General features: G+C 68.5%; 28 protein-coding genes and 1 pseudogene. 8 read left to right on the top strand and 21 right to left on the bottom strand.

Translation table 11 applies throughout. The features are described from left to right. The 7 genes from CQ045_RS09685 to CQ045_RS09655 all read right to left on the bottom strand — a co-directional run bounded on the left by CQ045_RS09685 (nucleotide 1) and on the right by CQ045_RS09655 (nucleotide 7,178). Nucleotides 1-1,695 (bottom strand): AarF/ABC1/UbiB kinase family protein, encoded by a 1,695-nt coding sequence (locus CQ045_RS09685; protein ID WP_105723079.1) that lies wholly within the window; start codon nucleotides 1,693-1,695, stop codon nucleotides 1-3. A gap of 45 nt (nucleotides 1,696-1,740) precedes the next feature. Further along, complete coding sequence (locus CQ045_RS09680) at nucleotides 1,741-2,376, bottom strand: PadR family transcriptional regulator (protein WP_105723077.1); 636 nt, start codon at nucleotides 2,374-2,376, stop codon at nucleotides 1,741-1,743. Between the two features lie 68 nt (nucleotides 2,377-2,444). After that, nucleotides 2,445-3,380, bottom strand: a complete 936-nt coding sequence (locus CQ045_RS09675; protein ID WP_105723075.1) for an ROK family protein — start codon at nucleotides 3,378-3,380, stop codon at nucleotides 2,445-2,447. Next, nucleotides 3,377-4,060 carry an N-acetylmannosamine-6-phosphate 2-epimerase gene (locus CQ045_RS09670; protein ID WP_105723073.1) on the bottom strand — a complete coding sequence of 228 codons (684 nt, stop codon included), beginning with the start codon at nucleotides 4,058-4,060 and terminating at the stop codon, nucleotides 3,377-3,379. Before CQ045_RS09670 ends, CQ045_RS09675 begins: the two co-directional genes overlap by 4 nt. Next, nucleotides 4,057-4,923, bottom strand: a complete 867-nt coding sequence (locus CQ045_RS09665; protein WP_105723071.1) for a carbohydrate ABC transporter permease — start codon at nucleotides 4,921-4,923, stop codon at nucleotides 4,057-4,059. The genes CQ045_RS09670 and CQ045_RS09665 overlap by 4 nt, the downstream gene beginning before the upstream one ends. Then, on the bottom strand, nucleotides 4,910-5,878 hold the full coding sequence (locus CQ045_RS09660; protein WP_105723069.1) for a carbohydrate ABC transporter permease: 969 nt from the start codon (nucleotides 5,876-5,878) through the stop codon (nucleotides 4,910-4,912). The genes CQ045_RS09665 and CQ045_RS09660 overlap by 14 nt, the downstream gene beginning before the upstream one ends. A gap of 10 nt (nucleotides 5,879-5,888) precedes the next feature. Continuing rightward, on the bottom strand, nucleotides 5,889-7,178 hold the full coding sequence (locus CQ045_RS09655) for an ABC transporter substrate-binding protein (RefSeq protein ID WP_105723067.1): 1,290 nt from the start codon (nucleotides 7,176-7,178) through the stop codon (nucleotides 5,889-5,891). Nucleotides 7,179-7,315: 137 nt separating this feature from the next. Here CQ045_RS09655 and CQ045_RS09650 point away from each other — a divergent pair, with 137 nt between their 5' ends. Both CQ045_RS09650 and CQ045_RS09645 read left to right on the top strand, forming a co-directional pair. Further along, the gene (locus CQ045_RS09650; RefSeq protein ID WP_105723065.1) at nucleotides 7,316-8,032 is read left to right on the top strand and encodes a GntR family transcriptional regulator; all 717 of its coding nucleotides are present in this window, start codon (nucleotides 7,316-7,318) and stop codon (nucleotides 8,030-8,032) included. Between the two features lie 72 nt (nucleotides 8,033-8,104). Beyond that, nucleotides 8,105-9,607, top strand: a complete 1,503-nt coding sequence (locus CQ045_RS09645) for a DUF4127 family protein (protein WP_181156522.1) — start codon at nucleotides 8,105-8,107, stop codon at nucleotides 9,605-9,607. Nucleotides 9,608-9,646: 39 nt separating this feature from the next. Here the strand turns inward: CQ045_RS09645 and map are convergent, their stop codons facing one another. Then, complete coding sequence (map, locus tag CQ045_RS09640) at nucleotides 9,647-10,429, bottom strand: type I methionyl aminopeptidase (RefSeq protein WP_105723062.1); 783 nt, start codon at nucleotides 10,427-10,429, stop codon at nucleotides 9,647-9,649. A 67-nt stretch (nucleotides 10,430-10,496) separates the two neighbouring features. Between map and CQ045_RS09635 the strand changes: the two genes are divergently transcribed. The 3 genes from CQ045_RS09635 (at nucleotide 10,497) to CQ045_RS09625 (ending at nucleotide 11,590) form a co-directional block, all read left to right on the top strand. Further along, nucleotides 10,497-10,775 carry a helix-turn-helix domain-containing protein gene (locus CQ045_RS09635; protein WP_105723254.1) on the top strand — a complete coding sequence of 93 codons (279 nt, stop codon included), beginning with the start codon at nucleotides 10,497-10,499 and terminating at the stop codon, nucleotides 10,773-10,775. Between the two features lie 93 nt (nucleotides 10,776-10,868). Further along, nucleotides 10,869-11,357 carry a DUF2975 domain-containing protein gene (locus tag CQ045_RS09630; RefSeq protein WP_105723060.1) on the top strand — a complete coding sequence of 163 codons (489 nt, stop codon included), beginning with the start codon at nucleotides 10,869-10,871 and terminating at the stop codon, nucleotides 11,355-11,357. Then, nucleotides 11,357-11,590, top strand: coding sequence for a helix-turn-helix transcriptional regulator (locus tag CQ045_RS09625; RefSeq protein WP_105723058.1), 234 nt, complete (start codon nucleotides 11,357-11,359; stop codon nucleotides 11,588-11,590). Before CQ045_RS09630 ends, CQ045_RS09625 begins: the two co-directional genes overlap by 1 nt. Before the next feature lie 115 nt (nucleotides 11,591-11,705). On the opposite strand, the gene panB is transcribed toward CQ045_RS09625, so the two are convergent. The 9 genes from panB to CQ045_RS09580 all read right to left on the bottom strand — a co-directional run bounded on the left by panB (nucleotide 11,706) and on the right by CQ045_RS09580 (nucleotide 18,999). Further along, nucleotides 11,706-12,575: a 3-methyl-2-oxobutanoate hydroxymethyltransferase gene (gene panB, locus CQ045_RS09620; RefSeq protein ID WP_105723056.1), complete on the bottom strand. Its 870-nt coding sequence runs from the start codon at nucleotides 12,573-12,575 to the stop codon at nucleotides 11,706-11,708. Further along, nucleotides 12,572-12,964, bottom strand: coding sequence for an aspartate 1-decarboxylase (panD, locus tag CQ045_RS09615; protein ID WP_105723054.1), 393 nt, complete (start codon nucleotides 12,962-12,964; stop codon nucleotides 12,572-12,574). Before panD ends, panB begins: the two co-directional genes overlap by 4 nt. Next, nucleotides 12,964-13,848, bottom strand: a complete 885-nt coding sequence (gene panC / locus CQ045_RS09610) for a pantoate--beta-alanine ligase (RefSeq protein ID WP_105723052.1) — start codon at nucleotides 13,846-13,848, stop codon at nucleotides 12,964-12,966. The genes panD and panC overlap by 1 nt, the downstream gene beginning before the upstream one ends. Next, a complete protein-coding gene (locus CQ045_RS09605) occupies nucleotides 13,845-14,615 on the bottom strand; it encodes a DUF2520 domain-containing protein (RefSeq protein ID WP_105723050.1) in 771 nt (256 codons plus the stop codon). The genes panC and CQ045_RS09605 overlap by 4 nt, the downstream gene beginning before the upstream one ends. 185 nt (nucleotides 14,616-14,800) lie before the next feature. Next, nucleotides 14,801-16,219: an MFS transporter gene (locus CQ045_RS09600; protein ID WP_105723048.1), complete on the bottom strand. Its 1,419-nt coding sequence runs from the start codon at nucleotides 16,217-16,219 to the stop codon at nucleotides 14,801-14,803. A 111-nt stretch (nucleotides 16,220-16,330) separates the two neighbouring features. Continuing rightward, on the bottom strand, nucleotides 16,331-16,897 hold the full coding sequence (locus CQ045_RS09595) for a TetR/AcrR family transcriptional regulator (protein ID WP_105723046.1): 567 nt from the start codon (nucleotides 16,895-16,897) through the stop codon (nucleotides 16,331-16,333). A gap of 50 nt (nucleotides 16,898-16,947) precedes the next feature. Next, nucleotides 16,948-17,595 (bottom strand): hypothetical protein, encoded by a 648-nt coding sequence (locus CQ045_RS09590; protein WP_146115226.1) that lies wholly within the window; start codon nucleotides 17,593-17,595, stop codon nucleotides 16,948-16,950. A gap of 308 nt (nucleotides 17,596-17,903) precedes the next feature. Further along, nucleotides 17,904-18,626: a hypothetical protein gene (locus CQ045_RS09585; RefSeq protein WP_146115225.1), complete on the bottom strand. Its 723-nt coding sequence runs from the start codon at nucleotides 18,624-18,626 to the stop codon at nucleotides 17,904-17,906. 64 nt (nucleotides 18,627-18,690) lie between these two features. Next, nucleotides 18,691-18,999, bottom strand: coding sequence for a helix-turn-helix transcriptional regulator (locus CQ045_RS09580; protein WP_105723040.1), 309 nt, complete (start codon nucleotides 18,997-18,999; stop codon nucleotides 18,691-18,693). Nucleotides 19,000-19,082: 83 nt separating this feature from the next. On the opposite strand from CQ045_RS09580, the gene CQ045_RS09575 reads away from it, so the two are divergent. Beyond that, the gene (locus CQ045_RS09575; RefSeq protein ID WP_181156520.1) at nucleotides 19,083-20,312 is read left to right on the top strand and encodes an MFS transporter; all 1,230 of its coding nucleotides are present in this window, start codon (nucleotides 19,083-19,085) and stop codon (nucleotides 20,310-20,312) included. Between the two features lie 59 nt (nucleotides 20,313-20,371). On the opposite strand, the gene CQ045_RS09570 is transcribed toward CQ045_RS09575, so the two are convergent. From CQ045_RS09570 to CQ045_RS19050, 3 genes are all read right to left on the bottom strand, one after another. Beyond that, nucleotides 20,372-20,887, bottom strand: a complete 516-nt coding sequence (locus CQ045_RS09570) for a hypothetical protein (RefSeq protein ID WP_258131018.1) — start codon at nucleotides 20,885-20,887, stop codon at nucleotides 20,372-20,374. 81 nt (nucleotides 20,888-20,968) lie between these two features. After that, nucleotides 20,969-21,466 carry a hypothetical protein gene (locus CQ045_RS19180; protein ID WP_374955019.1) on the bottom strand — a complete coding sequence of 166 codons (498 nt, stop codon included), beginning with the start codon at nucleotides 21,464-21,466 and terminating at the stop codon, nucleotides 20,969-20,971. Then, entirely contained in the window at nucleotides 21,391-21,816 is a 426-nt protein-coding gene (locus CQ045_RS19050; RefSeq protein WP_258131017.1) for a hypothetical protein, read from the bottom strand. The genes CQ045_RS19180 and CQ045_RS19050 overlap by 76 nt, the downstream gene beginning before the upstream one ends. A 169-nt stretch (nucleotides 21,817-21,985) precedes the next feature. Between CQ045_RS19050 and CQ045_RS19115 the strand changes: the two are divergent. Beyond that, nucleotides 21,986-22,165, top strand: a pseudogene (locus CQ045_RS19115) (DUF2510 domain-containing protein); the annotation flags it as partial. A 51-nt stretch (nucleotides 22,166-22,216) separates the two neighbouring features. Further along, nucleotides 22,217-22,984: a G5 domain-containing protein gene (locus tag CQ045_RS09560; RefSeq protein ID WP_258131024.1), complete on the top strand. Its 768-nt coding sequence runs from the start codon at nucleotides 22,217-22,219 to the stop codon at nucleotides 22,982-22,984. A gap of 239 nt (nucleotides 22,985-23,223) precedes the next feature. Here the strand turns inward: CQ045_RS09560 and CQ045_RS09555 are convergent, their stop codons facing one another. Then, nucleotides 23,224-23,607, bottom strand: coding sequence for a hypothetical protein (locus CQ045_RS09555; protein ID WP_146115224.1), 384 nt, complete (start codon nucleotides 23,605-23,607; stop codon nucleotides 23,224-23,226). Nucleotides 23,608-24,133: the final 526 nt, after the last annotated feature.

Here is a 24,133-nt window from a genome sequence, read left to right as displayed (position 1 = left end):
CTAGCGGCGGCCGACCCCCGCGAACACGGAGTGCAGCAGCGGGAGCACCGAGACGCAGATCAGCGTGATGCCGAGCGGCGGCACGGAGGGGACGAGCAGGGCGCCGCCGATGAGCAGGGCGGCGAAGAGGACTCCGGATGCGATGCGCCGGGCGATCCCCTCGAGCCGGTCCAGTCGCCGCTCCAGGCGCGACGTGTCGAACGAGACGTTGCCGTCGTCGATGCGCGTGATGATCCTGTCGATGCGGCCGGGCAGACGCCAGGTCGTGCCCATCGTGCCCATCGCCTGATTCGCGAACGCCTGCACGATGTTGCCGCTCTCGTCGCGCAGCAGCCGTCCGGCGTAGGGCTCCGCGGCATCCCACACGTTGAACGAGGGATCGAGGCCGCTGCACATGCCCGACGTCAGCGACACGGCGCGGATGAGCAGCAGCATGTTCTCGGGCAGCTGCAGCGGGAGCGAGCGCACCATGTCGCCGAACTCGTCCGCGAAGTCGCGGAACTCCCTCGGATCGACCTTGCTGAGCTCGGCGAACCCCATGCCGCCGAAGCGGGCGAACAGCGCGGTGAGTGCGCGTTCGAGCTCGTTGGTGTCGGCGGCGGGCAGCAGCACGCCGATCTCCTGCGCCGCGGCGACGAGGCCGCGGCTGTCGCGTCCGGCGACCGCGATGAGGAGGGTGCGCAGGCCGTCCCGGAGGCTGTCGGGGATCTCGGCCATCATGCCGAAGTCGATGAACGTGAGGCGGAAGTTCCGCCCCGACCCGCCTGCACCCGAGGGCATCGGCGTCACGAAGATGTTGCCGGGGTGCGGGTCGGCGTGCACGAAGCTGTGCGTGAAGACCTGGTCGAACATCACCTCGGCGAACACCGCCGCGACCTCGGACGGGTCGATGCCGGCGGCGCGCAGGGCGTCGGTGTCGTTGATCTTGATCGCGGTGACGTCGGAGAGCGTGAGCACCCGACGGGTCGACCGCTCCCACACGATCTCCGGGGTGTCGACGCGGGGATCGTCGGCGAAGTTCTCACGGAACCGTTCGGCGCTGGCGGCCTCGTGCAGGTAGTCGATCTCCTCGAGGCTCGTCGCGGCGAACTCCTCGACGAGGGCGGGCGCATCGACCCGGTCGGCGACGAGGCGCACCCGGGTCAACCAGCGGGCGACGCGGTGGAGGGCAGCGAGGTCGACCGCGACGATCTGGTCGATACCCGGCCGCTGCACCTTGACCACGACGTCTTCGAGTCCGGTGTCGGCGGCGTCGAGGGCGGAGAGCCTGGCGCGGTGCACCTGCCCGAGCGATGCCGCCGCGACCGGGGTCTCGTCGAACCAGGCGTAGGCGCGTTCGAGCGGGATGCCCAACTCCGCTTCCGCGAGTGCACGGATCGCAGGCGTGGGCACGGCCGGCACCTCGTCCTGCAACCCCTCGAGCTCCTTGGTGATCTCCGGCGGCAGCACGTCGAGGCGCGACGACATGAACTGCCCGACCTTGATCATGAGGCCGCCGAGTTCGACGGCGAGCACATGGAAGCGCCGCGCGAACCGCTGCATCCGCTCGCCGCGCGTGCGCTCCGCGATCCTGCGCATCCCCAGACGCGGAAGGACGAGCTCGAACCACCAGATCTTCAGGAACTCCCGGCCTGCGAACGACAGGATGCGACGGTACCGGGCGCGGTGGACGCCCTGTGCCGCAGCATCCGTCATCGCGTGGTCCTCTCGCAGGCCCTCACTCGATGCCGCACTGCGCGGTCAGTCCTGCGCGAGGATCGAGTACAGCCTACGGCGGGCCTCGTCGAGGACCTCGATCGTCTGCTGCACCTGCTCGGGCGAACCGCTGCGTCCGACCTGGGCCGCGGCGGCCGCGAGGTCGACGCCGGCCTTCGGCAGCGCGTTGAAGCGGGCGCTGTCACGGTGTCCGTCCTTGCCGGACGACGACTCCCACGGAGCCGGGGTCTCGGAGTTCTCGTCGGCGATGGCGCGACCGGCCTCGGTGAGCGAGTAGGTCTTGCGGCCGTTCTGCTCCTCGGCCTCGATGAGTCCTTCATCGGCGAGCAGCTGCAGTGTCGGGTACACAGAGCCGGCACTCGGCTTCCAGGTGCCGCCGCTGCGCTCGGCGATCTCGTTGATGATCTGGTAGCCGTGCATCGGCTTCTCGGCGAGCAGCGAGAGCACCGCGGTGCGCACGTCGCCGCGGGCCATGCGGGAGCCGCCGGACGGGCGGGACTCGAACGACTTCCGGAGCTGGTCCATGGCCTCGAAGATCGCGGATGCCGGACCGCCGGGGCCCGTGCCGAAGCCGGAGCCGCCGAAGAGGCCGCCGGGTCCGCCGCTGCTTCCGGGGCCGCCGGTGCCGCCGAACGGGTTGGAGGGGAATGCGTTGTTCATGATGACCTCCTGCTGGGGTGAACGATAGTCAACGATATATCGTTCACCCTGAGGATGGGGTGGGAGTTTCAGAGGGGGAGGGCGTCGTCCGTCCGTGCGCCGCCGACGAGCGCTGCTCCGGTCAGGGCGGCATCGACCCCCAGGCGCGCCGGCACCACTCGCGCGCGCGAAGGCCCGGGCATGGCGGCTGCGCGGTAGGTGCGCGCCACTTCGGACAGATACGTCTCGCCCACTTCCGCGACACCGCCGCCGACGACGATCACCTCGACGTCGAGCACGGCGTTGGCGCTCGCGAGAGCGCGCCCGAGGTAGCGCGCGCCATCGAGGATCACCCGATCCGCCAGGGCGTCTCCGCGCAGAGCCGCCGCGTGCACCTCGCGCAGCGGGAGGAAGCCGCCGCTCTCCTCGAGGTAGGTCCGCTCCAGCCCCGGCCCGGATGCCACCGCCTCGACGTGGCCGAAGCCGCCGCACGGGCAGCGGCGCTCCGCGAGGCGAGGCGGCAGCGAGATCTCCATGTGGCCGACCGATCCGGCCGTTCCGGTGACCCCGCGGCGCAGTCCGTCCGGCAGCACCACGGCACCGCCGATGCCGGTGCCGACCGCGACCATGAGCATCCCCTGCGCACCTGCTCCGGCGCCCTGCTCCGCCTCGGCGACGGCCGCCGCGTGCACGTCGTTGACCACCGCGACCGGAACGCCCACAGCATCCGCCAGCGCCTCCCGCAGGGGGAACCCGGCCCATCCGCTGATCGCATCCGTCGCCGAGGTGATCGCGCCGTCCGGCCCGACGACCCCCGCGGTGCCGACCCCGACCGCCTCGAGCGGGTCGCTGCCGCGCACCTCGCGCACGGCATCCGTCACCGCTCGCACGATGGCCGGTCCGCCCTCCCGCGCCGGGGTGGCGATCGTGCGCACGGCGGTGCTCCCGGTCAGCCGACCGCGCTCGTCGGGCGCGAAGCCCGCGACCGCGATCTTCGTGCCGCCGATGTCGATGCCGATGATCATGCCGGGGTCCGCACCGCCGGGGTGACCGCGACGAAGCGCCGCGTGATGGCGATGGGGTCGGTGATCGCGCCCCCGACGACCACGGCGAGCGCGCCGGCGTCGAAGGCCTGACGCACCTGCTCGGGTGTCTGATACCGGCCCTCGGCGATGGTGGGGACGCCCGCGGCCACCAGTTCCGCGACCAGGCGGAGATCGGGACCGTCGCCGCCGGGAGAGTGCGGCGTGTACCCGGAGAGGGTGGTGCCGACGACCGTCGCACCGGCCTCCCAGGCGCGCACCCCCTCGTCGAAGGTCGACACGTCGGCCATGACGGGACGGCCTGTCGCCTCGGCGATCTCACCCAGCAGCGCGAAGCTCTCGCCCAGCTGCTCGACGGTGGCATCCACCGCGATGATGTCGGCGCCGGCCTGCGCCAGGCCGACGGCCAGCGCGACGTCGGGGGTGATGATGTTGCGGATGCCGTTGAAGACCTTGTGCAGTCCGATGATCGGCACCGTCGTGGCCGGACGCACCCGCCGGATGTCGTCCGGGCCGTTCAGCCGCAGCGCGCTCGCACCGCCGACGAGCGCCGATTCGGCGAGCGCGGCGATCACCTCCGTATCGCGCACGGGACTCCCGGCCGAGGCCTGGACAGACGCGATCAGGCGTCCGGTGATGAGTTCGAGGGGGCCGTGGGTCATTTGAGAGCTCCTGCGCTGGCGCCGCCGATGAAGAACTTCTGGCCGATGAGGAAGATCGCCACGGCCGGGAGCGTGAACATCACGCACGCGGCCATCAGCGGCCCCCAGGCCACATCGTTCTCACCGAAGAAGGCGTAGAGACCGATCGACAGCGTATAGGTCGACTGGTCGTTCAGATAGATGAGGGGGTTGAGGAAGTCGGTCCACGCCCAGACGAACTGGAAGATCGCCGCGGTCACGATCGCCGGGCGCGCGAGGGGCAGCACGATCGTCGCGTAGGTGCGGAACTCGGAGGCGCCGTCCAGTCGCGCGGCTTCGATCAGCTCGTCGGGGACGGCGAGCAGGAACTGCCGGATCATGAAGATGAAGAACGGCGTGCCCAGGAATGCGGGGACGATCAGCGGCAGGTAGGTGTTCGTCGCCTCGAGCCCGTTCCACACCAGGAACAGCGGGATGAGCGTGACCTGCGGCGGGAGCATCATGGTGGCGAGCACCAGGATGAGCAGCGGCCGGGCGCCGCGCCAGCGCACCTTCGCCAGGGCGTAGGCGACGAGCGGGCACGAGATGACCGTGCCGAGGATGCTCATCCCCGAGACGAACAGGGTGTTGGCGAGGTAGCGCCACACCGGGATCTGCTCGAACGCCTCGGCGAAGTTGTCGAACGTCCAGTCGGAGGGCAGCAGCGACGGCGGCGAGGAGAACACGTCGCCCGGCGTCTTGAACGCGGTCGACAGCATCACCAGCAGCGGGAACAGGAACAGCAGCGCGAGCAGCGCGACCGAGACCTGCTGCCGGACCCGGCGCATCGTGCGGCGCACCCGCCGCGGAGGCTTGCGCAGGACGGTGACATCAGCGTGTGCCATCGTGCACCCACTTCTTCGAGGTCGCGAGCACGATCAGGCTCACGACGAGCGTGACGAGGAACAGTGTCCAGGCCATGGCGGAGGCGTATCCCATCTTCAGGAAGACGAACGCGTTCTGGTACAGGTACATCGCGTACGACAGCATCGACTGCCCCGGACCGGAACCGGCCTGATTCAGCCGTTCCTGCGACAGGATGTACGGCTGCGTGAAGATCTGCAGGAACCCGATGATGCTCACGATCACCTGGAACAGGGTGACGGGGGAGACGGTCGGCCACGTGACGCTGGTGAAGCGGCGCCAGGCTCCGGCGCCGTCGAGCTCGGCCGCCTCGTAGAGCTCCTTCGGCACCTCCTGAAGGGCCGCGAGGTAGATGATCATGGTGCCGCCGACGGTCCACAGCGACATCAGGATGATGGCCGGCTTGGTCCACTCGGGCTGCTGCAGCCAGGCCGGACCCTCGATGCCGAACCAGGACAGGAAGTAGTTCACGAAGCCGTACTGGGCGTTCAGGAGCCAGCGCCACAGGTAGCCGCCGACGACGACGGGGACGATCGAGGGCAGGTACACCAGGGCGCGGTAGAGCGGCTGGCCGCGCACCGGGGTGTTCAGCAGGTGCGCGCCGGCGAGCGCGATGCCGATCGCCAGCGGTACGCCGAAGACGGTGAGGACGGCGGTGTTCGCGAGCGACTTCCAGAAGACGCCGTCGTTGAACATCTGGACGTAGTTCGCCATCCCCACCCACTCGGGGGACTGGAACAGGTTGAAGTCGGTGAAGCTGTAGTACGCCGACGCCGCGATCGGGTAGGCGAACAGGAACAGGAACCCGACGATGAACGGCGACGCGAAGGCGAGGCCGATCAGAGTGGACCGGCGGCTGCGCCGCCGACGGGCGCGACCGCCGGGTCCGGCAGGAGCGTTCTCCTGCCGGACCCGGCGTGCTGTTGCAGAGGTCACGGAGCCCCGATCACTTCGTGGAGTAGTTGGCCATGCGCTCTTCGACCGTCGCGATCGCCTCTTCGGGAGTCGCCGTCAGGCGGACGACCTCATCGAAGGCGGTGGCGAGGTCGGTGGCGTACTCGGCGCTGTACGGGAGGCTCGAGAGCGACTTCGCGTTCGGCGAGGATGCCGCGTCGGCCCACACGCTGAAGTCCTGCAGGTCGTCGAAGGCCGCACTGTCGGACAGCGAGGTGCGTCCGGCCAGGTTGCCGAGGGCGACGGCGAACTTCTCCATCGGCTCGGGGCTGACGAGGTACGCGAGGAAGGTCGCCGCCTCCTCCTTGTGCTTCGAGTTCGCGGGGATGAACAGCGTGCTCGCGGTGACCTGCGTGCTGTTCTCGAGATCGGCCGACGCGGCGGGGATGGCGGTGACGCCCCAGTCGAAGTCGGGTGCGACCTTGGCGGCACTGGCCGAGCGCCATTCGCCGTCGATGATCATCGCGACCTTGCCGCTGAAGAACGGGTCCTGCGCCGAGAGGTACTCGCCCTGGCCGGAGACGAACGTCGCCATGGCCTCGGCGCCGACCGGCTCGATCACGTTGTCCTGGTACCACTGCAGGGCCTCGAGGTTGCCGGGCTCCGCCGGGGTGGGGCCGTCTTCGCCGTCCCAGGTGCCGCCGAACGCGTAGCCGAGGGTGGTCAGGGTGGTGCTGTCGTTGGCCGAGCCGAGGCCGAGCTGCGTGATCTTGCCGGAGTCGTCGACCACGGTGAGCTTCTCGATCGCTGCGGCGAGCTCGTCCATCGTGGTCGGCGGGGTCACGCCGGCCGCCTCGAGGAGCTCCGTGTTGTAGAGCAGCTGGAAGCTGTGGATCGCGATCGGCAGCGAGTAGATCTTGCCGTCGTAGGTCATCTGCTCCATCGCGCTCGGCACGAAGTCATCGACGTCGATCTTCTCGGTCTTGATCGCGTCGTCGAGAGGAGCGAGGATGCCCTTCGACGCCCAGGCGCCGACGGTGTTGCCGAAGTTGTCCGAGATGTCGAACGAGCCGTTCGACGACGACATCGAGGTGAGCTGCTTCTGGGTGTCGGGGCTCGAGACGCCCTTCACGACGATCTCGTCCTGGCTCGCGTTGAAGTCGGAGATGATCTGCTCGAGAGCCTTCGCCTCCTCCCCTCCCCACAGATACGAGAACGTGATCTCGGTGGGGCCGTCGGCATCGCCGCCGCCCGCGCCGCAGCCGGTCAGGGCGACGACCGTGGCTGTGGTCAGGGCACCGGCGATCAGGGCGCGCCGGCGCATGTGCTGCTTCGTGTGCATGGGAGTTCTCCGCTCATCATTGACCTTGCAAAAGGATTGGAATAGACCAATTCGGAACCGCTGAGAACAGACATTGACACATCTGGGCGTGATCGTCAAGATTGGGTTAGTCCAAATGGGCAAACGGGAGGGATGACATGTCGTCGATCGAGGGTGTGACGAAGCACGAACGGGTGCGGCGGCATCTGGAAGAGGTCATCCAGCAGGGCCTCGCCCCGCACGAGAAGCTGCCCACCGAGCGGGATCTCGCCGAGTCGCTCGAGGTCAACCGGCAGACCGTGCGCCGCGCCCTCGACGAACTGGAGCGCGACGGCCTGGTCTACCGCCTCCAGGGCGCCGGCACCTTCGTGAGCGCCTCCCGCATCAGCAAGACCTTCGAGCTCACCTCGTTCTCCGAAGACATGCACACGCGCAACATGCGACCCGGTTCGCTGTCGGTCGACGTGGCGACGGCATCCGCCGGCCAGACCGCCGGATATGCGCTGAACCTGAGCCCGCAGTCGCCGGTCGTCCGGATCCGCCGCGTGCGCACCGCCGACGACATCCCGATCTGCCTCGAGGTCTGCTCGATCGCGGCCGACGCCGTGCCGGGACTCGAAGACGGCATCGTCGGCGACTCGCTGTACGACGATCTGCGCACCCGCTTCGGCATCGCGGCAGTCCGCGCCGACCAGGAGATCCACGCGGTCGTGCTCGACGAGGAGCAGGCGGCCGCCCTGCAGACGCCGCCCTTCTCGCCGGCGTTCCTGGTCAAGCGCACGACCTACGACGCCCGCAGCCGCCCGATCGAGTACGCCGAGTCGGTGTACCGCGGCGACCGGTACTCGTATCTGGTCTCCATCTCCCGCCCCTGAACCGTCCCCGCCCTGGTCCGGATTCCGATCCGCCCCTCCCGCTCTCTCCTCCCGATGAAAGGCTGTCCCGCCGTGTCCGACCCGACCCTGCGTCCGCGCATCGCCCTCCTCCCGCTCGACGATCGACCGGTGAACGTGCGGCTCCCCGGCGACGTCGCCGCCGTCGCGGGCGTGACGCTCGACGTGCCGCCCACCGAGATCCTGCCCTCGTACCGGAAGGCCGGAGATGCGACGGCCCTGGGCGCATGGCTGCTCGAACGCGCTGCCGACCCCGCCACCGTGCACCTCGTCGTGTCCGTCGACATGCTGCTCTACGGCGGACTCATCGCGAGCCGGACGAGCGACGACACCACGCGCGACGTGCTGACGCGCCTCGATGTGCTGCGCGAGGTCCGCCGGCGCCGACCCGAGCTGCCGATCTCGGCCGTCTCGCTGGTGACCCGCGCGAGCAACTCGTACTCGGCCGCCGAAGAGCCGGAGTACTGGACGACGCACGGCAAGGAGATCCACGCGCTCGGCGGCGACGCGCACCGGCTGCTCGACGAACCCGACGTGCTGCCGCTGTCCGACCTCACGCCGGTGCCGGCCGAGATCGTCTCGGACTACTCGACCCGCCGACTGCGGAACCACATCGCGAACCTGTCGACGCTCGCTCTCGTCGAGGATGCGACGCTCGACTTCCTCGCGATCACCGCCGACGACACCGCGCCGTTCGCCGCCGGAAGCGCCGAGCAGGTGTGGCTGCGGCACTGGATGCGGATGCTGCCCTCGGGGCGGAACGTGCTGATGTACCCCGGCGCGGATGAGGTGGGAGCAGCACTGGTGGCCCGAGCCCTGGCCGCGAACGCCGACGTGACCGCGTCGTTCTCGGTCGCGTGCGCGGACGCCGAGGGGATGACGCGCATCCCGCCGTACGAGAACATGTCGCTCGCGGCGTCGGCGAGCCGACAGATCCGCGCCGCCGGTGCCGCCGAGGTGACGGAGGGCGGCGACATCACGCTCGTCCTGCACGCGCCGGATCCCGACCGCCACGACATGTTCCGCGGCCGGCCGGATGCCGTCGATCAGGATGCCGTGGCCGGCACCGTCGCTCTGGTCCGGGAGCGGCTGGATGCCGGGGAGCACGTGGCTCTCGCCGACGTGCGCTACCCGAACGGCGCGGACGAGGCGCTCGTGCGCGCGCTCGCGGAGGCAGGACTGCTCGGTCGGCTCGAGGCGTTCGGCGGCTGGAACACGGCCGGCAACACGCTCGGCAGTGTGGTCGCGGTCGCGGCCGCCGGGGTGGTCGGCCGTGCGACGGGTTCGTTCGATGCTCGGGCCGCCCGCATCGCGCTGCTCACGCGCCTGCTCGACGACTTCGCGTACCAGGCGGTCGTGCGCACCGACACGGGCCCCTCGCTCTTCCCCGACATCTACCCGATGGCCGACGACGCACTCGTCGCGACCGCGGAGCGCGTCATCCACGAGGAGCTGACGACGCTGCTGGAGTCGATGCTCCCGGCCGACGACGTGCGCATCGAGGCGCTCACGCTGCCGTGGCGGCGGTCCTTCGAGATCGGGCTCGTGCTGCGGTAGGGCTCGCCCTGCCGGTCCCGCGCGTCCCGCCCGTCCTGCTCAGGCGGCGCGTCCTGTCGGCAGGGTCAGGATCTCCGCGCCGTCCTCCGTGATCGCGATCGTGTGCTCGCTGTGGGCGGTGCGGCATCCGGTCGCGCTCCGCAGGGTCCACCCGTCGGCGTCGGTGCGGAGCACGTCGGTGTCGGCCATGACCCACGGCTCGAGGGCGAGCAGGAGTCCGGGGCGGAGCTTGTAGCCGCGACCCGGGCGTCCGTCGTTCGCGACGTGCGGATCCTGGTGCATGGTCGAGCCGATGCCGTGGCCGCCGAACTCGAGGTTGATCGCGTAGCCCGCCGCGCTCAGGACCGAGCCGATCGCGTGCGAGAGGTCGCCGATGCGGGCTCCGGGCCGGGCCGCGGCGATTCCGGCGGCGAGGGCGCGCTCGGTGGTCGCGATCATGGCGAGGTCTTCGGGCGCCGGGGTTCCGCCGACCACGAAGCTGATGGCCGCATCGGCCGAGATGCCGCGCAGGGTGACCGCGAGGTCGAGCGTGAGCAGATCTCCGTCGGCGAGCCGGTAGTCGTGCGGCATGCCGTGCAGCACGGCGTCGTTCACGGCGGTGCAGACGTAGTGGCCGAAGGGGCCGCTGCCGAAGGACGGCGCGTAGTCGACGTAGCAGGACTCGGCACCGGCATCCGCGATCATCTGCTGGGTCCAGCGATCGAGGTCGAGCAGGTTCACCCCGACCGTGGCGCGACTCTTGAGCGTCTGCAGGATGTCGCCGACGAGCGCGCCGGCGCCTCTCGCTCGGGTGAGCTCGTCTGCGGTCAGGATCTCGATCATGGGCTTCTCTCCGCGTGTCCGATAACTATCCCGGTAATACTATCCCGGTATTAGTATGGGCATCATGATGGTCCGGATGCCGCTCACCCCCGTCGAAATCGAGCGCGGCGAGCGTCTCGGATCCCTGCTGCGACAGGCGCGCGGCGAGCGTTCGATGCTGAGCGTCGCACTGGACGCCGGCATCTCCCCCGAGACCCTGCGCAAGATCGAGTCCGGACGCGTGGCCACCCCCGCGTTCTCGACGATCGCCGCGATCGCGGAGGTGCTGGAGATCTCCCTGGATGCCGTGTGGGCCGAGATCGGCCCACAGGCCGGAGAGGCCCAGCCGGGTCGCATCGCTTCCTGACCCGCGGTCGCACCCCGCCGCACGCCTCTTCGACATTGCCCCATCGAACGATTAACGATAGATTCCTGTTGTTCTTCGACGAAAGGCGACGTCATGAGTAAAGCGACGATCATCGTGCTGCGGGTCGTGATCGCGATCGCGCTGCTCGGCTCCGTGGTGGTCCAGGCGCTGATCGTGCCCCTGCTGTGGCTGGATCTCGGCGCGGAGGAGCTGTGGGGTCGGATCGCCCTCGTGTCGCTCGTGGTCCTCGGTGTCGCGACGCTCCAGGTGTTCGGCGTGTGCGTGTGGATGCTGCTGACGAAGGTGCGCCGCGGTTCGATCTTCTCGGAGTCGTCGTTCCGGTACGTGAACGTGATCATCGGCGCGATCCTCGCCGCCGCCGCGCTCACGTGGATTCTCGCGGCGCTGCTGGCGCCCGGGTCGACGGCACCGGGTCTCGTGGCGCTGATCGGCGGCGCCGGGGTGGTGCTCGCCGGGATGGCGCTGCTCGTCGTCGTGATGAAGACGCTGCTGCGGCAGGCGATCGATCGTGAGGCCGAGGCGAGGTCGCTGCGTTCCGAGCTCGACAACGAGGTGATCTGATGCCCGTCGTGGTCGACATCGACGTGATGATGGCGCGGCGGAAGATGAGTGTCGGCGAGCTGGCCGACCGCATCGGCATCACTCCGACGAATCTCGCGGTACTGAAGAACGGGCGCGCGAAGGCGGTGCGCTTCACGACCCTCGACGCCCTGTGCGAGGTGCTCGACTGTCAGCCCGGCGACCTGCTGCGCTGGGAGGCCGAAGCAGCGGCGGGCCCTGCCTCGCAGGAGTGATCCTTTCCCGCGCCGCAAGGTCCGTTCCAGACAGGCAACGGCAAGAGTCCGGTCATGTCCGACGGCCGCACCGCTCCACCAGACGGCTCACCTTCGTACTTATCCACGAACCACGTCAGCGCCCCGCCAGCAACTCCCCGAGCCGCACGGCCTCCCCCTCCGGCATCGAATACCCGTGCTCGGCCGCGGGATACACGCCGCCGCGCACCTCGTCCGCATACGCCTCGACGCCCGCGATCGCGGCACCGCGCAGGTCGGCGTAACGCTTGACGAACTTGGCCGCGCCGCCTTCGTAGAGACCGAGCAGGTCGTGGAACACGAGCACCTGGCCGTCGGCATCCGCCCCGGCTCCGATGCCGATCACGGGGATGTCGAGCAGGGGCACGAGTGCCGCGGTCACCTCGGAGGGCACCGCCTCGACGACGAGCATCGAGCATCCGGCATCCTGCAGCGCGAGGGCGTCGTCGATCACGGCGAGGGCGGCGTCGGCCGTGCGTCCCTGCGCGCGATAGCCGCCGAGCGCCGTCGCGGTCTGCGGGGTGAGTCCGACGTGTCCGACGACCGGGATGCCGGCCTGCACGAGCGCCCTCGCGCGATCGACGGTCGTACCGCCGCGCTCGATCTTCACGAGGTCGCACCCGGCCTCCTTGACGAAGCGCTGCGCGGTCGCGACGGCGAGCTCGTCCGACGCCTCGTACGAACCGAACGGCAGGTCGCCGACGAGCAGCGGCACCGTCAGGCCGCGCCGCACGGCTTTGGTCAGCATGAGCATCTCATCGACGGTGACGGGCACGGTGCTGTCGTAGCCGAGCACGGTCATCGCGGCCGAGTCGCCCACGAGCACGATGTCGACGCCCGCGGCCTCGGCGATCTGCGCGCTGGGGTGGTCGTAGGCGGTGACCATCACGAGCGGTTCGCGGGCATCCTTCTTCGCGGCGAGCGCGGCGAGGGTAACGCGCTTCCGCGGAGCAGCGTGGGCGCTCATGCGGTGACCTCCGTCAGCAGACGGTCGACGGCGTCGTCGACCTGGATGATCGTGTTCCCGCGGTCGACGTGCACCACCACCGGCTCGTAGGTCGCGAGGTCTTCGCGCGAGTAGTCGGCATAGGAGATGACGATGACCGTGTCTCCGGTGTGCACGAGGCGGGCGGCGGCGCCGTTGACCTGGATGACGCCGGATCCGCGTTCCCCCGCCAGCGTGTACGTCTCGAAGCGGGCGCCGTTGTCGACGTCGACGACGTGCACCTGCTCGTGGGGGAGGATGTCGGCGGCCTCGAGCAGATCCGGGTCGATCGTGATCGATCCGACGTAATGCAGATCGCTCGCAGTGACGGTCGCGCGGTGGATCTTCGACTTCAGCATGGTGCGTCGCATCAGGCGTCGCCTCTCTCGTCGATGGGGGTCGGGGCGTCGGTCACGCTCAGCACGTGGTTGTCGATCAGCCGGGCGGCACCGACGCGTGCGGCGACGGCGAGGAGGGTGTCGCGTTCGACGCGGGCCGCGGGCTCCAGCGTCTCGGCATCGCGGAGTTCGAGGTATTCGGGCGCGATGCCGGCGCCGAGGAGCACGTGGTGAGCGGCAGCGAGGATGGCGTCACCGTCGCGCTCCCCCGCCTCGAACGCCGCAGCCGCCGCGTCGAGCGCCCGGTTCAGCGCGGTCGCCTGCGCGCGAGCATCCGGATCCAGGTAGACGTTGCGCGAGCTCATCGCGAGCCCGTCCGGCTCCCGCACGATCGGGCACGCGACGATCCGCACGTCGAGGTCGAGATCGCGTACGACGCGGCGGACGACCAGCACCTGCTGCGCATCCTTCTGCCCGAAGTACGCCGCATCCGGCCGGACGATCCCGAACAGCTTGGTGACCACCGTGGCGACGCCGTCGAAGTGGTGCGCCCCTCGGCTCGCGCCGTCGAGCACGTCGGTGAGGCCGGCGACGTGGATGCTCGTCGCGAACCCCTCGGGGTAGATCTCGGATGCCGAGGGGGCGAACAGGATGTCGACGCCCTCGGCTTCGGCGAGCGCCGCGTCGCGGTCTTCATCGCGGGGGTAGGTGCTGAGGTCTTCGTTCGCGGCGAACTGGGTCGGGTTGACGAAGAGCGAGACGACGACGAGATCGGATGCCGCGCGCGCCGCGCGCATGAGCGAGAGGTGCCCGTCGTGGAAGGCGCCCATCGTGGGCACGAGCCCGACCGTGCCGCCGGCGGACCGCGCTTCCTCGACCGCGGCGCGGACCTCGGGAATCGTGCGGAGGATTCTCATTCCGTGGACTCCTCGGGCGTGCGGGCGACGGAGGCAGGGCGGGCGGCGATGGCGCGGGTGGCGGTCGCGAGGGCGTCGAACAGCTCCTGGAGGTCGAGCTCTCCGGCCGCCGCTCTTTGACGTGCGACGGTCGCCTCGTCTCCTCGGGCGATGGGTCCGGTGAGGGCGCTCCCGGCTCCGGCAGCGGTCCAGTTCTCGACGGTGCGACCGACGAGCGGAGCGAGGAGTTCGCGAGCGTCGCCCTCGGGGATGCCGGCAGCCACCGCGAGCTGCTCCGCCGCCTCGAGCACCGTCAGCACGAAGTTCGAGGCGAAGGATGCCGCCGCGTGATAGCTCGCGCGGTGCTCGTCGTCGACTGCGAACGGACGAGCACCCAGAGCCCGCGCCAGCTGCTCGGCCACGGCGCGGGCGTCGTCGGTGCGGCCGGCGACCGCGGCGCCGATGCCGTGGAACACCTCGGGCGTCTCCGTGCCGGTGAAGGTCTGCAGCGGGTGGAGGCTGAAGTCGACGTCGTCGAGCGGAGTGGCGCCGGAGACGTGTCCGACGAGCCGCGCATGCGGCCGTGCCACGAATGCGACCGCAGGGATGGCGGAGTCCGGGACGCAGAGCAGCGCGATGTCGGCATTCGGCATCGACTGATCGCGTCGGAGGGGGCCGAGGACGTCGAGTCCCGCCGCACGCAGCGACCGCGCGAGCACGCGTCCGAGACGGCCGCCGCCGACGATGGCGATGGTCGTTCCTGGCGTAAGCGAAAAGGAGGTCTGCATGTCGATTCCCCGGCCGAGTGGGGGCGGTCCGGATGCCAGAAGTATCCGCCCATCGCGGCATCCGCTCCAAATCTGAGAGCAGAATGGAAATCGTTGACCGTCTATCACTTGTCATTATCGCGATGATCAGCAATCAGGACATGGCATATCGCTCTCACTTCAAATGGAGTGACCCGTGAGCGGCCTCAGTCGCGACGCCAGAGCGCGACGATCCCTGCTCCGAGCGCCGCCAGTCCTGCCGCCCCGAGGAAGAGCCAGGAGAATCCGCCGGTGAGCGCCCCCGCAGACGATACCCCCTCGGCCGACAGCGCGGCGGTGCGCAGGCCGGCGACCGTGCCGAGCACCGCCAGCCCGATCGCGCCGCCGATCTGCTGGCTGGTGTTGACGAGTCCGCCGGCGAGCCCGGCCTCTCCGCCTTCGACGCCATCGACCGCGAGCTGAGTGGTCGCGACGACTGCGCCTCCGAGCCCGATCCCGACCAGGAGGGTCGGGCCGAGCAGGTGCGTGAGGAACGCGGCGTCCGCCGGGGATGCGGCGAGCCAGAGGAGACCCGCGGCCAGAATGAGCAGCGCCCCGATCAGCACCGGCCGCGTGCCCACACGGGCGATCAGCGCGGGCACACCGCCGGCGACGACAACCAGCACACCGGCGAGGGGCAGCTGCGTGAGGCCTGCGGTGAGGGCGTCGTACCCGAGCACGGCCTGCATGTACACGGAGAGGGCGAAGAAGAGGGCGACCATGGTGGCCCCGCCGAGCAGCATGACGATGTTGCCGAGCGCGAGATTGCGGTTGCGGAACACGCGGAGGGGGACGAGGGGCTCGGCGGCACGGCGCTCGATCGCCACGAAGACCACGCCGAGCACCAGGGCGAGGGCGAGCAGACCCAGCGGGAGCGGGTGCACGAAGCCGACCCGCTCGACTGCGCTGAGGGCACCGACCAGTGCGACGAGTGCAGCGGTGACGGTAACAGCCCCGGCCGCATCCAGGCGTCCGGGAGTTCGGATGCCGTCGCGGGTGATGAGCAGCGGGATGGCGATGAGCACGAGCGCACCCACGGGCACGTTCACGAAGAAAACTGACTGCCAGCCGAGCGTCGCCGTGAGCACCCCGCCGAGCAGCACCCCCGCGGCCGATCCGATGCCGGCGACGGCTCCCCACACGCCCAGGGCCTTGGTGCGCTCGGCGTCGTTCGGGAACAACTGGGTCAGCAGCGCGAGGGCGGCGGGAGCGAGGAGCGCGGCCGAGACTCCCTGCAGGGCGCGGGCGGCCAGGAGCATCTCGCTTGAGACGGAGAGCCCGGCGAGCGCGGAAGCCGCCACGAATCCGGCCGTTCCGATCAGGAACACCCGGCGGTGTCCGTAGCGGTCGGCGAGGCGTCCGCCGAGGAGGAGCAGTCCGCCGAACGCGAGCACGTAGGCGGTGATCACCCAGGCGAGGGCGGCGGTGTCCATGCCGAGCTGCTGGCCGAGGACGGGGAGGGCGATATTCACGATCGAGGCGTCGAGCACCACGAGGAACTGCGCGAGCGCGAGGACGCTGAGGGCGAGCCAGCGGCGCGCGCTGCGCGGTGCGGCGAGCGTCGGTAGGGAGGTGAGGGTGGTCATGACGTGCTCCGATTCTGGTTTCTTGTTGTGCGATTCGAGATCGCCTGGATGAGTGATTACTCACTCACTCTTGAGGGCATGAGGAACGCCCGATGCCCCCGAGCGGGTGCATCAGTCGGGGTGCGTGATCCCCTTCGTCAGCAGGGCTACCCAGTCCCCCGGGCGTCCGTCGAGCTGCGTGGTGACGATCAGGTGGCACAGCTGCCCGTAGGCGATGAAGCGCTGCACGTCGTCGTCACTCGCGCGCGAACGGGTCTTCGCGAACGTGGTCACGCGCTCCAGTCCCGTGCGCAACGTCTCCCCGATCGCGGGGATCTCGGCAACCGACTGCGCATGCACCTGCAGCATCAGCAGCTTCCGGTCGGAGATGAGGTGCGCGTAGGCGTCGCCCATCGCGTCGAGCACACCTTCGGGCGAAGTGTCAGCGGCAGCATCCGCTCCCTCTTCGAGGGCGGAGACGATCGCGTCGAAGCAGGCCTCGAGCGCCACGACGAACAGCGCTTCCTTGCCGGAGTACAGCTTGAAGACGTAGGCCGGGGAGATCTTGGCCTCGCGGGCCACGTCGGCGACGGTCGTGCCGTGGTAGCCGCTGCGCGCAAACGCGGCCAACGCCGCCGCAGCCACGAGGGGCCGGCGGACATCGGCCGTCGAGAGGATGGAGCTGCGGGTTGTGGACATATGAGTGACTGTACACTCACTCATGCTGGTGGGCAATGCCCATCATGAGATCACCGGGAGTTCAGAATGCCGTCGAGCTCCTCCTCTATCCGCGCGATCTCGTGACCGCGGGGGTCGGGCCCGCCCCACACCAGCTGGACGCGCAGCTCGCCGTCGGCATCCCCACGCGTGACCTGCAACGCCCGATCGTGACGGATCATGGTGCCCCCGACCACCCACTCGTCCGGGTCGCGGAGTTGTGTCGGACTAATCCCCAGCGGTTTGGCGATCGCACGCCACGGTTCGGGCTCTCCCGCAACGATGGGCGCGAGCTCGAAGGTGGCCAGGGTGAGTCGTCCGCCCAAATGGATCGAGCCGAGCGCCCCCGCCACCTCACGGACGACCATTACCGGTTCGATCCTGGGAAGCTCGACGATTCGGTTCAAGACCGACTGCCCCGGCGCACGGTTGTATTCGGGCGCCGCGGACCGATACTCCTGCCGCCATTCGACCGCGTCCGGCGGCCTCAGCGCGGCCAACAGAGGAGTCAGGTCGATCGCACGCCGCCATGGGACGACGGTCCCGGCATCTTGAGGAAGGGACGTTCGTCGGCGCGGAAGCATGTAGACGTCTGCACCCAACCTCGCCGCATCGACGGCGGCCGGTGACTCATCGACAGGATTGATCACGACCACGATCGGGGGGCGCTCCGTCGACATTCGGAGCAGGGACTGTGCGAGGTGCCGGTCCGCGACCGGGGAGATCGAATCTCGCCGCGTGCGCAGCTGATCGGCTGCACGGCGGGGATCCTCGATCAATTCGGGCTCCCACCGTTCGGCCCGGGGCACACCGAAACCCTGCATCATCTCCTGCAGCACGAGCGAGCTACTCCTGGCCTCGTCGACGACGATGGACCCGCGGCCCGCCGCCAGGTCCGCTCGAATGCGCGATGCTGCTTGATCCACACGGAACGCGACGGCGGGTCGACTGACCCGCCCGGGAACGATTTCGATGGCCGAACCCGTGGTCATTCCTGCACCAGCCAGTCGGACGGCTGGAAGTGACTCGAGACGGGTCCATTCGTCGAGACCGGCGGGCCGGTGCCGTCGAAGATCGCCACCGAAACCGGCCGTCGGATCAGTTCGGACGCCTTCGTCCTCCAAAGGCTCAGGTGGATGAACCGGGTCTCGGTCAGCTGCTTCTGGAAGAAGTTGTAGTCCTTGTGCTTCGCGCGAATGTCGTTCACCGAGAGGCCGAGCTCCTGCACCGCAGCCTCGATCATCGATCGTGCCGCATCGCTGGAGACCTGGAAGTCCAGATCACCGGCCTCCGCCGCAGCTCCGATCACGAACAACGCATCGAACGGCCGCTGCCTCGGCCCCGGTGCGCTCCAACGCGAGCCGAGGCGCTGCTCCATCCGATCAGTCTCGTACCGATCCGGCAGCCGGCCGTATTGATCCAAGAACTCCTGGACGAGTTCCGCCCTGCTGTACAGCATCGGCTTCATGGGCGACGAGAAGAACCTGGCCGAGCTGCCCTGCAGACGGACGTCGGCATCACCGATGCCATCTTCTCTCAGAGCGGCGAAGAGAGTGGTACGCAGGTGCAGGTAGTCCGCGGGAGAGACCGCCAGAGGAGACTCGCCCCGCGCCCACGAATCGAACATCTCCCGACTGATTCTGAGGAAGTCGAGGTCATCATCGGTGACCTGATATCCGCTCTGATCACTGGCTGCATTCACAACAGTCATGTCGCGAATCTAGCGGACCGCCGAGGCGTCACCACCGAACGACGCCTCATCGGCGCCCAAACGATCACGGAATGCGGAGCACCGAGTCGAGCAGCCCGGGGAAGAGCGCGTCGAGGTCGTCGCGCCGCAGCGTCAGCATCCGTCGTCGACCGTTCGGTTCGTTGCGGATGACGCCGGACTCGCGCAGCACCTTCATGAAGTGCGACTTGGTCGACTTCGGCAGGTTCGGATCGGTGGCGTGGCAGGACGCCATGTCGAGAGGACCGTCGGCGAGCTGGCGCGTGATGGCGAGGCGCTCGGGGTCGCTGAGCGCGAAGAGCACGTCCGTGAGCTGGATCTCGGAGCGCTCCGGGTGAGGGAGGTCGCCAGGCATGGTTCGAGAATAGTTGAACAATCGGCGGATGGCGAGTACGCTCCGATAGTTCGATGATTCTCGAACCTTATGAGGAGTCGCCCATGACCAGCACCGCGCCGATCGTCCGCCCTGCGGCTGCTGATCGCTCTGCATCCGTCACGGTCCCGCGCGCGAGGTTCGGATTCGTCCTCGCGATCGTCGCGCAGGTCCTGATGATGGTCGGCGCGAGCGCACCGTCGCCGTTCTACCCCGTACTCGCGCAGAGCATCGGCTTCGACGCGATCGTGATCAGCGCCGTGTTCGCGGTCTACGCGGTGGCGCTGCTGCTCACACTCCTCACGGCCGGCTCGCTGTCGGACCACATCGGTCGTCGCCCGGTCGCGATCGCCGGCTTCCTGCTGCTGGCGGGCAGCATGCTCCTGTTCTGGCACGCGGATGCCGTGGCGATGCTGTTCCTCGCGCGCATCCTGCAGGGCGTCGCCAGCGGTCTGCTCATCTCGGCGCTGTCGGCGACGGTGCTCGACTTCGCGCCGGGCGGACGCGCGGGAGTCGCGGCCCTGTGGAACGCGCTGAGCCCGGGGATCGGACTGGCGCTCGGGGCACTCGTGTCGGCCGTGATGCTCGACGTCAGCGGCGAGGCGCTGCTCGACGTGTTCGCTCCGCTGACCTCGGTCTACGTCGTGCTCGCGGCGCTGTTCTTCGTGGTGCCCGAGACCGCGCCGCGCAAGCCCGGGGTGTGGGCGTCGTTGAGCTTCCGGCTGTCGATCCCGTCCGAGATCCGCGCTGACTTCTGGCGCGGTGCTCCTGCCGTGATCGCCGGCTGGGCGACGGGCGGACTCTTCCTCTCCCTCGGCGCGAACATCGTGCGCGGTGAGCTCGGCGGCGAGGCGCACCTGTGGCAGGGCTTGGGCGTGGTCCTGCTGGCCGGGGTCGGTGCCGTGACCGCGTTCGTCATGCGCAAGCGGTCGGCGCGCACGATGGTCCTGTTCGGCACGTCGGGGCTGGCCATCGGCACGCTGCTCTCTTTGATCGCACTGGGGGTGGCTTCGCTTCCGTTCTACCTCGTCGCGGCGGCCGTGACCGGGATGGGCTTCGGCACCGCGTTCTCGGGAGTCGTCGCCTCGCTCGCCCCGCGCATCCCTCCGACGCAGCGGGCCGACACCTTCGCCGTGATCTATCTGCTGGCGTACCTGGCGTTCGGGGTGCCGGCCGTGATCGCGGGGGCGTTGGTCGGCGTCGTCGGTCTCGAGGCCGTCTGCGTCGGCTACGGGGTCGTCGTGATCGTGCTGGCGGGGGTCGCGTTCGGGCTGCGGGTGCGGGCGAGGCGGTAGGCGCGAGGCCGATCAACCCGGGTTGATCGGCTCCTGCTGGGTCGGACGCAGACCAGCCGTCACGGCCCCGTCATCGGGTTGGTCGAGACGTCGATGACCCCGAGCGGGAACGGACTGAAGTAAGTCCACGAGTCGGAGGAGAACTGCTCCAGCGGGGTCAGCTGGAACCACACGTGCGACACGACCAGTGCGATGGCGACGAGCAGGCCGGCGCCTTGGATCGCGCGCGTCAGCGTCCGCAGCGCCGCGCGCTCGTCGGATGCCTTGGCCACACGGCCGAGCGCGATCAGGACGATCAGCGCGATACCGACGTAGACGAACACGCTGGGGCGGAGCGACAACGAGACGCAGAGCGGAGCCTGGTCGACGGACCGGCCGTCGGCGTCGAGGAACCCGCCGTTGGCATCGATTCCGCCCGGGCAGATGCCCTTGCCGCCGCTCATGAAGGTGGCGTAAACGAGTCCCGCGACGATCGTCCAGATGAGCGTGCGGCGGATGCCCGCGATCACGACGGCGCCCGGGAGCCCGGAGACAGCGGTGTCGGCCTGCGGGGCCGGGGGCGGTGTGAGTGACACGGCGGACTCCTTCGAAGTCGGTCCTCTTCATCCTGTCGGAGGAACCGGCGGGGCGGAAGGGCGGGCGATCCCCGCGCCCGTCTAGACCTCGCGGAACGGAACAGTTGACGGGATCACGTCGACTTGATCCAAGAGATCGTGCTTTCGCAAGAGCCTCCTCACGGCCATGACACGTTGCGCGAGCCGTCCTCTGTCCTGACCATCGCTGGGGCCCACAACAACGGACACGAGGCTCCGTTTTAGATCGAGAGGGACCGAAACGTACGGGATCAGCATGCCGGAAGGAGAGACTCTGAACTCCTCGTTGTGTGAACCGAAGCTAGTTACAACGAATCTCCACTCCTTTTCCTCTCTGAAGGCATCGCGCTTGATCGAGGCCGCCGCAGACGACGCCAACCAACTCGATCGGCCCGTGCCGACGAGGTGCTCGTCTGGCCTCACAATTGCGTCCGCCGCGCGCTGCAAGATCAGCTCTTGTGCATCGGATGCGTATTCGACCCGAACTAGCCCGACCTGGCTGGGCAAACGTGAACGATCGACCTCACCGGACGCATCTCGCGCGAATAGAGCCGGGGGCATGTCGAGTGACGCCGCGTCGAACCCGAGCGCATACCCGCCTCGGCCATATCCCCGCCATTGACTGAGGAGGTCACCAACCGCCACGCCGCGGGGTCAGGCCATCGCTCGTCTTCGATTCTTTCAACGAATTGCCTTGCCATGAGCTGACCGGCACCCCTGAGCGACTTCGCGAGGGACCGCATGATCCCGAGGAGGCGATCCTTCGAATCAACCAATTCGGTGTAGTCGTTCAAATAGTGAATGTCCGTCGCCCAGATCGTGCTGGACTCGAGAATCCCCGCGAGGCCGGCAGCGGCCGTGTAGTGATAAAGCACCTTGGGCATGTTGGAAACCACAACTTCGTCGTTCACGAGGCCAGGCTACCCGGATCGCTCTGAGGCGCTTCCTGCGCCTTCACCTATTCCAAGGCGAGTCCCGCACGATAGGCGACACATAGCCGCCAGCACATCGGCGCCGAAACGCCTCCGGCGCCTGTACTACAGGAGCTTCGAGCGCCGCTCCTGATACATCTGAAAGGAGATGCGCCCAGGCCCCCACAGCGTCCGGAATATCGGTAGGGTTCGGCGAGAGAGCCCGAAGAGAAAGACGGCGACGATGCCCGAAGTACCTCAAGGTTGGTACCCCGACCCGCACCAACCCGCGCAGCAGCGTTGGTGGGACGGACTGCAGTGGACGACCCACACTGCTCCTCTGGGGCAGGCACCCGCAGCGGCCGTCACAGCGACTCCGACCGAAGCGAAGTCGTCGCGAATGAAGGTCGTCCTCATCGTTAGCGCCGTGATCCTGGCGGTGACGTTGCTCACTCGCAGCTTTGGTGTGATCGTCATGTTCGCAGGGGTGTTCCTGTTCTTCATCGCGATCTATGCGCTCGTTCGAGGCTCGGCCAAGATGTTCCGCGTGCGATCCCGCGGCGCTGCCTGGGCTGCGCTCGGCATCGCCTTCGTGCTCATGTTCGTAGGTTCGGGAGCGAATGCCGCACTCGGCGGACCGGGTTCGAACTCCACCGGCCCAGACTCCGCGCCGACAGAGGCCAAGCCCTTCGTCTCAACCCCGACAAAGAAGCCGACGCCCTCCCCGAAGCCGACGACATTCGAGGAAGTCGAAGTGACGACGGTCATTCCTTTCGAGCGGACGACCGTCGACGACCCGCAGTTGGATATCGGTAAGACAGCTATCACGACCGGTGCGGACGGAACCAAAGTCACCACGTACCGCGTGACCTATGTCGACGGAGTGGAGGTCGCACGCGAGTCGGTCCGCGAAACGGTCACCGTCGCTCCAGTGAACGAGGTCACGGCGAGCGGCACGCGGCAGCCCGCTCCCGCACCGGTCCCCCTCGTCCAACCGGCCAACGACTGTCATTCGAGCTACGCCGGCGTATGCGTTCCGATCGCGTCAGACGTGGACTGCGAAGGCGGAAGCGGCGACGGCCCGGCATACGCTCGCGGACCGCTGCAGGTTGTCGGGCCGGATGTGTACGACCTCGACCGCGACGGCGACGGGATCGCCTGCGACTGACGCGGACGGGAACAGCAACCTGCACCGCCTGACGCCGGAGGCTGTCAGCGCTGCCCGGGCGATCCCCGCATCCGCAGCATCCGCTCTAGGCTGGAACGTCTGCCTCATTCTCGAGCGCCTTGCGGTCGATGGAGCTGTTCGACACGTCGGTGCTCGCGGTCGGGACTCTGCTATCGCTGATCGCTGGGAATCGGCTCGCTGCCTTGGTGCGAGCGGGAGCGAAACAGCAATGCGTCTCGTCATCGAGAAATCTGGCTCGAAAGCGCCTCCTGCATCAGGTCCAGTCCCGGTCGCTCGAACTGATCGACCCTAAGACGTATCCGGTGCACCATACGTTCGTCATCCTCTGCCCGTCCATCGTCGTGCCGGCCCACTTCTTCAACGTCGATCAGCCCGAACCACTCGAGCGTCTTCCTAGCTGTCGAGTAGGGATCACGATGAATCCCGTAATTGAGCAGTCGAACTGCGGCAGGCACAACGGCATAGCCGCCTTCGAGCCAGCCGCCCTCGTGCGAGGCGACCATTAGCAACAAAGCAATCTCAGAATCCTCAAGGACATGGACCCAACCGTTCGTGATAAAACCGGACGGCAGCACAACGACCCTGGTGTCCGGCTTCGGCACCGTATACTCCTCGGGCTCGCCCGTGGACTCAACGCCTGACTCATTGAGCAACACCAAGTTGCTGTACCTGCCCCGCGCGCCTTGAGCCTGAGGCACAAGCACTAGCCCCGCCTTCTGGAGTGTCACAAGTGCCGCCCTCACGGCTCGAGCGCGCTTGTCACGTGCTGACAGATACACCCTGGCCGAGGCCCCCTGAACGGCCGGCGTGGCCACTATGTCTGGCCACCCAAGAGATCCAGAAGCGCCGAGAATCTCAATGCCAAAGTCGTTGAGTCTCGCCTTTGAGCCTTTCTTCCTATGCGCTTGGGCGATGGCAAGAGCCAGTAGATAGGTGCGCAGCGCCGCCCCCCGACTATTGCCCACGCGAGTTGCGGGCGGCCGTTCCTCCCGAGGCGGAGCACTACGGTCGGACGAATCCCGCAGCGTATCGGACGACCGGAAGACGAAGCCCGGTCGCATCACGAGCCCTCGGGAGACCAAGTCACCATGCCCTGGTCCGAGCGACCTTAGGTTCGGATAAACACCG

The organism is Microbacterium sp. MYb66 (assembly GCF_002979435.1).
Lineage (GTDB): Bacteria > Actinomycetota > Actinomycetes > Actinomycetales > Microbacteriaceae > Microbacterium.
This window is presented reverse-complemented; position numbering and strand designations above follow the sequence as displayed.

Excerpts from the sequence above, each read along its gene's own strand:
- CQ045_RS09685 (WP_105723079.1), bottom strand. The coding sequence starts at position 1,695 with ATGACGGATGCTGCGGCACAGGGCGTCCACCGCGCCCGGTACCGTCGC.
- CQ045_RS09680 (WP_105723077.1), bottom strand. The coding sequence starts at position 2,376 with ATGAACAACGCATTCCCCTCCAACCCGTTCGGCGGCACCGGCGGCCCC.
- CQ045_RS09675 (WP_105723075.1), bottom strand. The coding sequence starts at position 3,380 with ATGATCATCGGCATCGACATCGGCGGCACGAAGATCGCGGTCGCGGGC.
- CQ045_RS09670 (WP_105723073.1), bottom strand. The coding sequence starts at position 4,060 with ATGACCCACGGCCCCCTCGAACTCATCACCGGACGCCTGATCGCGTCT.
- CQ045_RS09665 (WP_105723071.1), bottom strand. The coding sequence starts at position 4,923 with ATGGCACACGCTGATGTCACCGTCCTGCGCAAGCCTCCGCGGCGGGTG.
- CQ045_RS09655 (WP_105723067.1), bottom strand. The coding sequence starts at position 7,178 with ATGCACACGAAGCAGCACATGCGCCGGCGCGCCCTGATCGCCGGTGCC.
- CQ045_RS09650 (WP_105723065.1), top strand. The coding sequence starts at position 7,316 with ATGTCGTCGATCGAGGGTGTGACGAAGCACGAACGGGTGCGGCGGCAT.
- map (WP_105723062.1), bottom strand. The coding sequence starts at position 10,429 with ATGATCGAGATCCTGACCGCAGACGAGCTCACCCGAGCGAGAGGCGCC.
- CQ045_RS09635 (WP_105723254.1), top strand. The coding sequence starts at position 10,497 with ATGGTCCGGATGCCGCTCACCCCCGTCGAAATCGAGCGCGGCGAGCGT.
- CQ045_RS09630 (WP_105723060.1), top strand. The coding sequence starts at position 10,869 with ATGAGTAAAGCGACGATCATCGTGCTGCGGGTCGTGATCGCGATCGCG.
- CQ045_RS09625 (WP_105723058.1), top strand. The coding sequence starts at position 11,357 with ATGCCCGTCGTGGTCGACATCGACGTGATGATGGCGCGGCGGAAGATG.
- panB (WP_105723056.1), bottom strand. The coding sequence starts at position 12,575 with ATGAGCGCCCACGCTGCTCCGCGGAAGCGCGTTACCCTCGCCGCGCTC.
- panD (WP_105723054.1), bottom strand. The coding sequence starts at position 12,964 with ATGCGACGCACCATGCTGAAGTCGAAGATCCACCGCGCGACCGTCACT.
- panC (WP_105723052.1), bottom strand. The coding sequence starts at position 13,848 with ATGAGAATCCTCCGCACGATTCCCGAGGTCCGCGCCGCGGTCGAGGAA.
- CQ045_RS09605 (WP_105723050.1), bottom strand. The coding sequence starts at position 14,615 with ATGCAGACCTCCTTTTCGCTTACGCCAGGAACGACCATCGCCATCGTC.
- CQ045_RS09600 (WP_105723048.1), bottom strand. The coding sequence starts at position 16,219 with ATGACCACCCTCACCTCCCTACCGACGCTCGCCGCACCGCGCAGCGCG.
- CQ045_RS09595 (WP_105723046.1), bottom strand. The coding sequence starts at position 16,897 with ATGTCCACAACCCGCAGCTCCATCCTCTCGACGGCCGATGTCCGCCGG.
- CQ045_RS09590 (WP_146115226.1), bottom strand. The coding sequence starts at position 17,595 with ATGTCGACGGAGCGCCCCCCGATCGTGGTCGTGATCAATCCTGTCGAT.
- CQ045_RS09585 (WP_146115225.1), bottom strand. The coding sequence starts at position 18,626 with ATGACTGTTGTGAATGCAGCCAGTGATCAGAGCGGATATCAGGTCACC.
- CQ045_RS09580 (WP_105723040.1), bottom strand. The coding sequence starts at position 18,999 with ATGCCTGGCGACCTCCCTCACCCGGAGCGCTCCGAGATCCAGCTCACG.
- CQ045_RS09575 (WP_181156520.1), top strand. The coding sequence starts at position 19,083 with ATGACCAGCACCGCGCCGATCGTCCGCCCTGCGGCTGCTGATCGCTCT.
- CQ045_RS19180 (WP_374955019.1), bottom strand. The coding sequence starts at position 21,466 with ATGCCCCCGGCTCTATTCGCGCGAGATGCGTCCGGTGAGGTCGATCGT.
- CQ045_RS09560 (WP_258131024.1), top strand. The coding sequence starts at position 22,217 with ATGAAGGTCGTCCTCATCGTTAGCGCCGTGATCCTGGCGGTGACGTTG.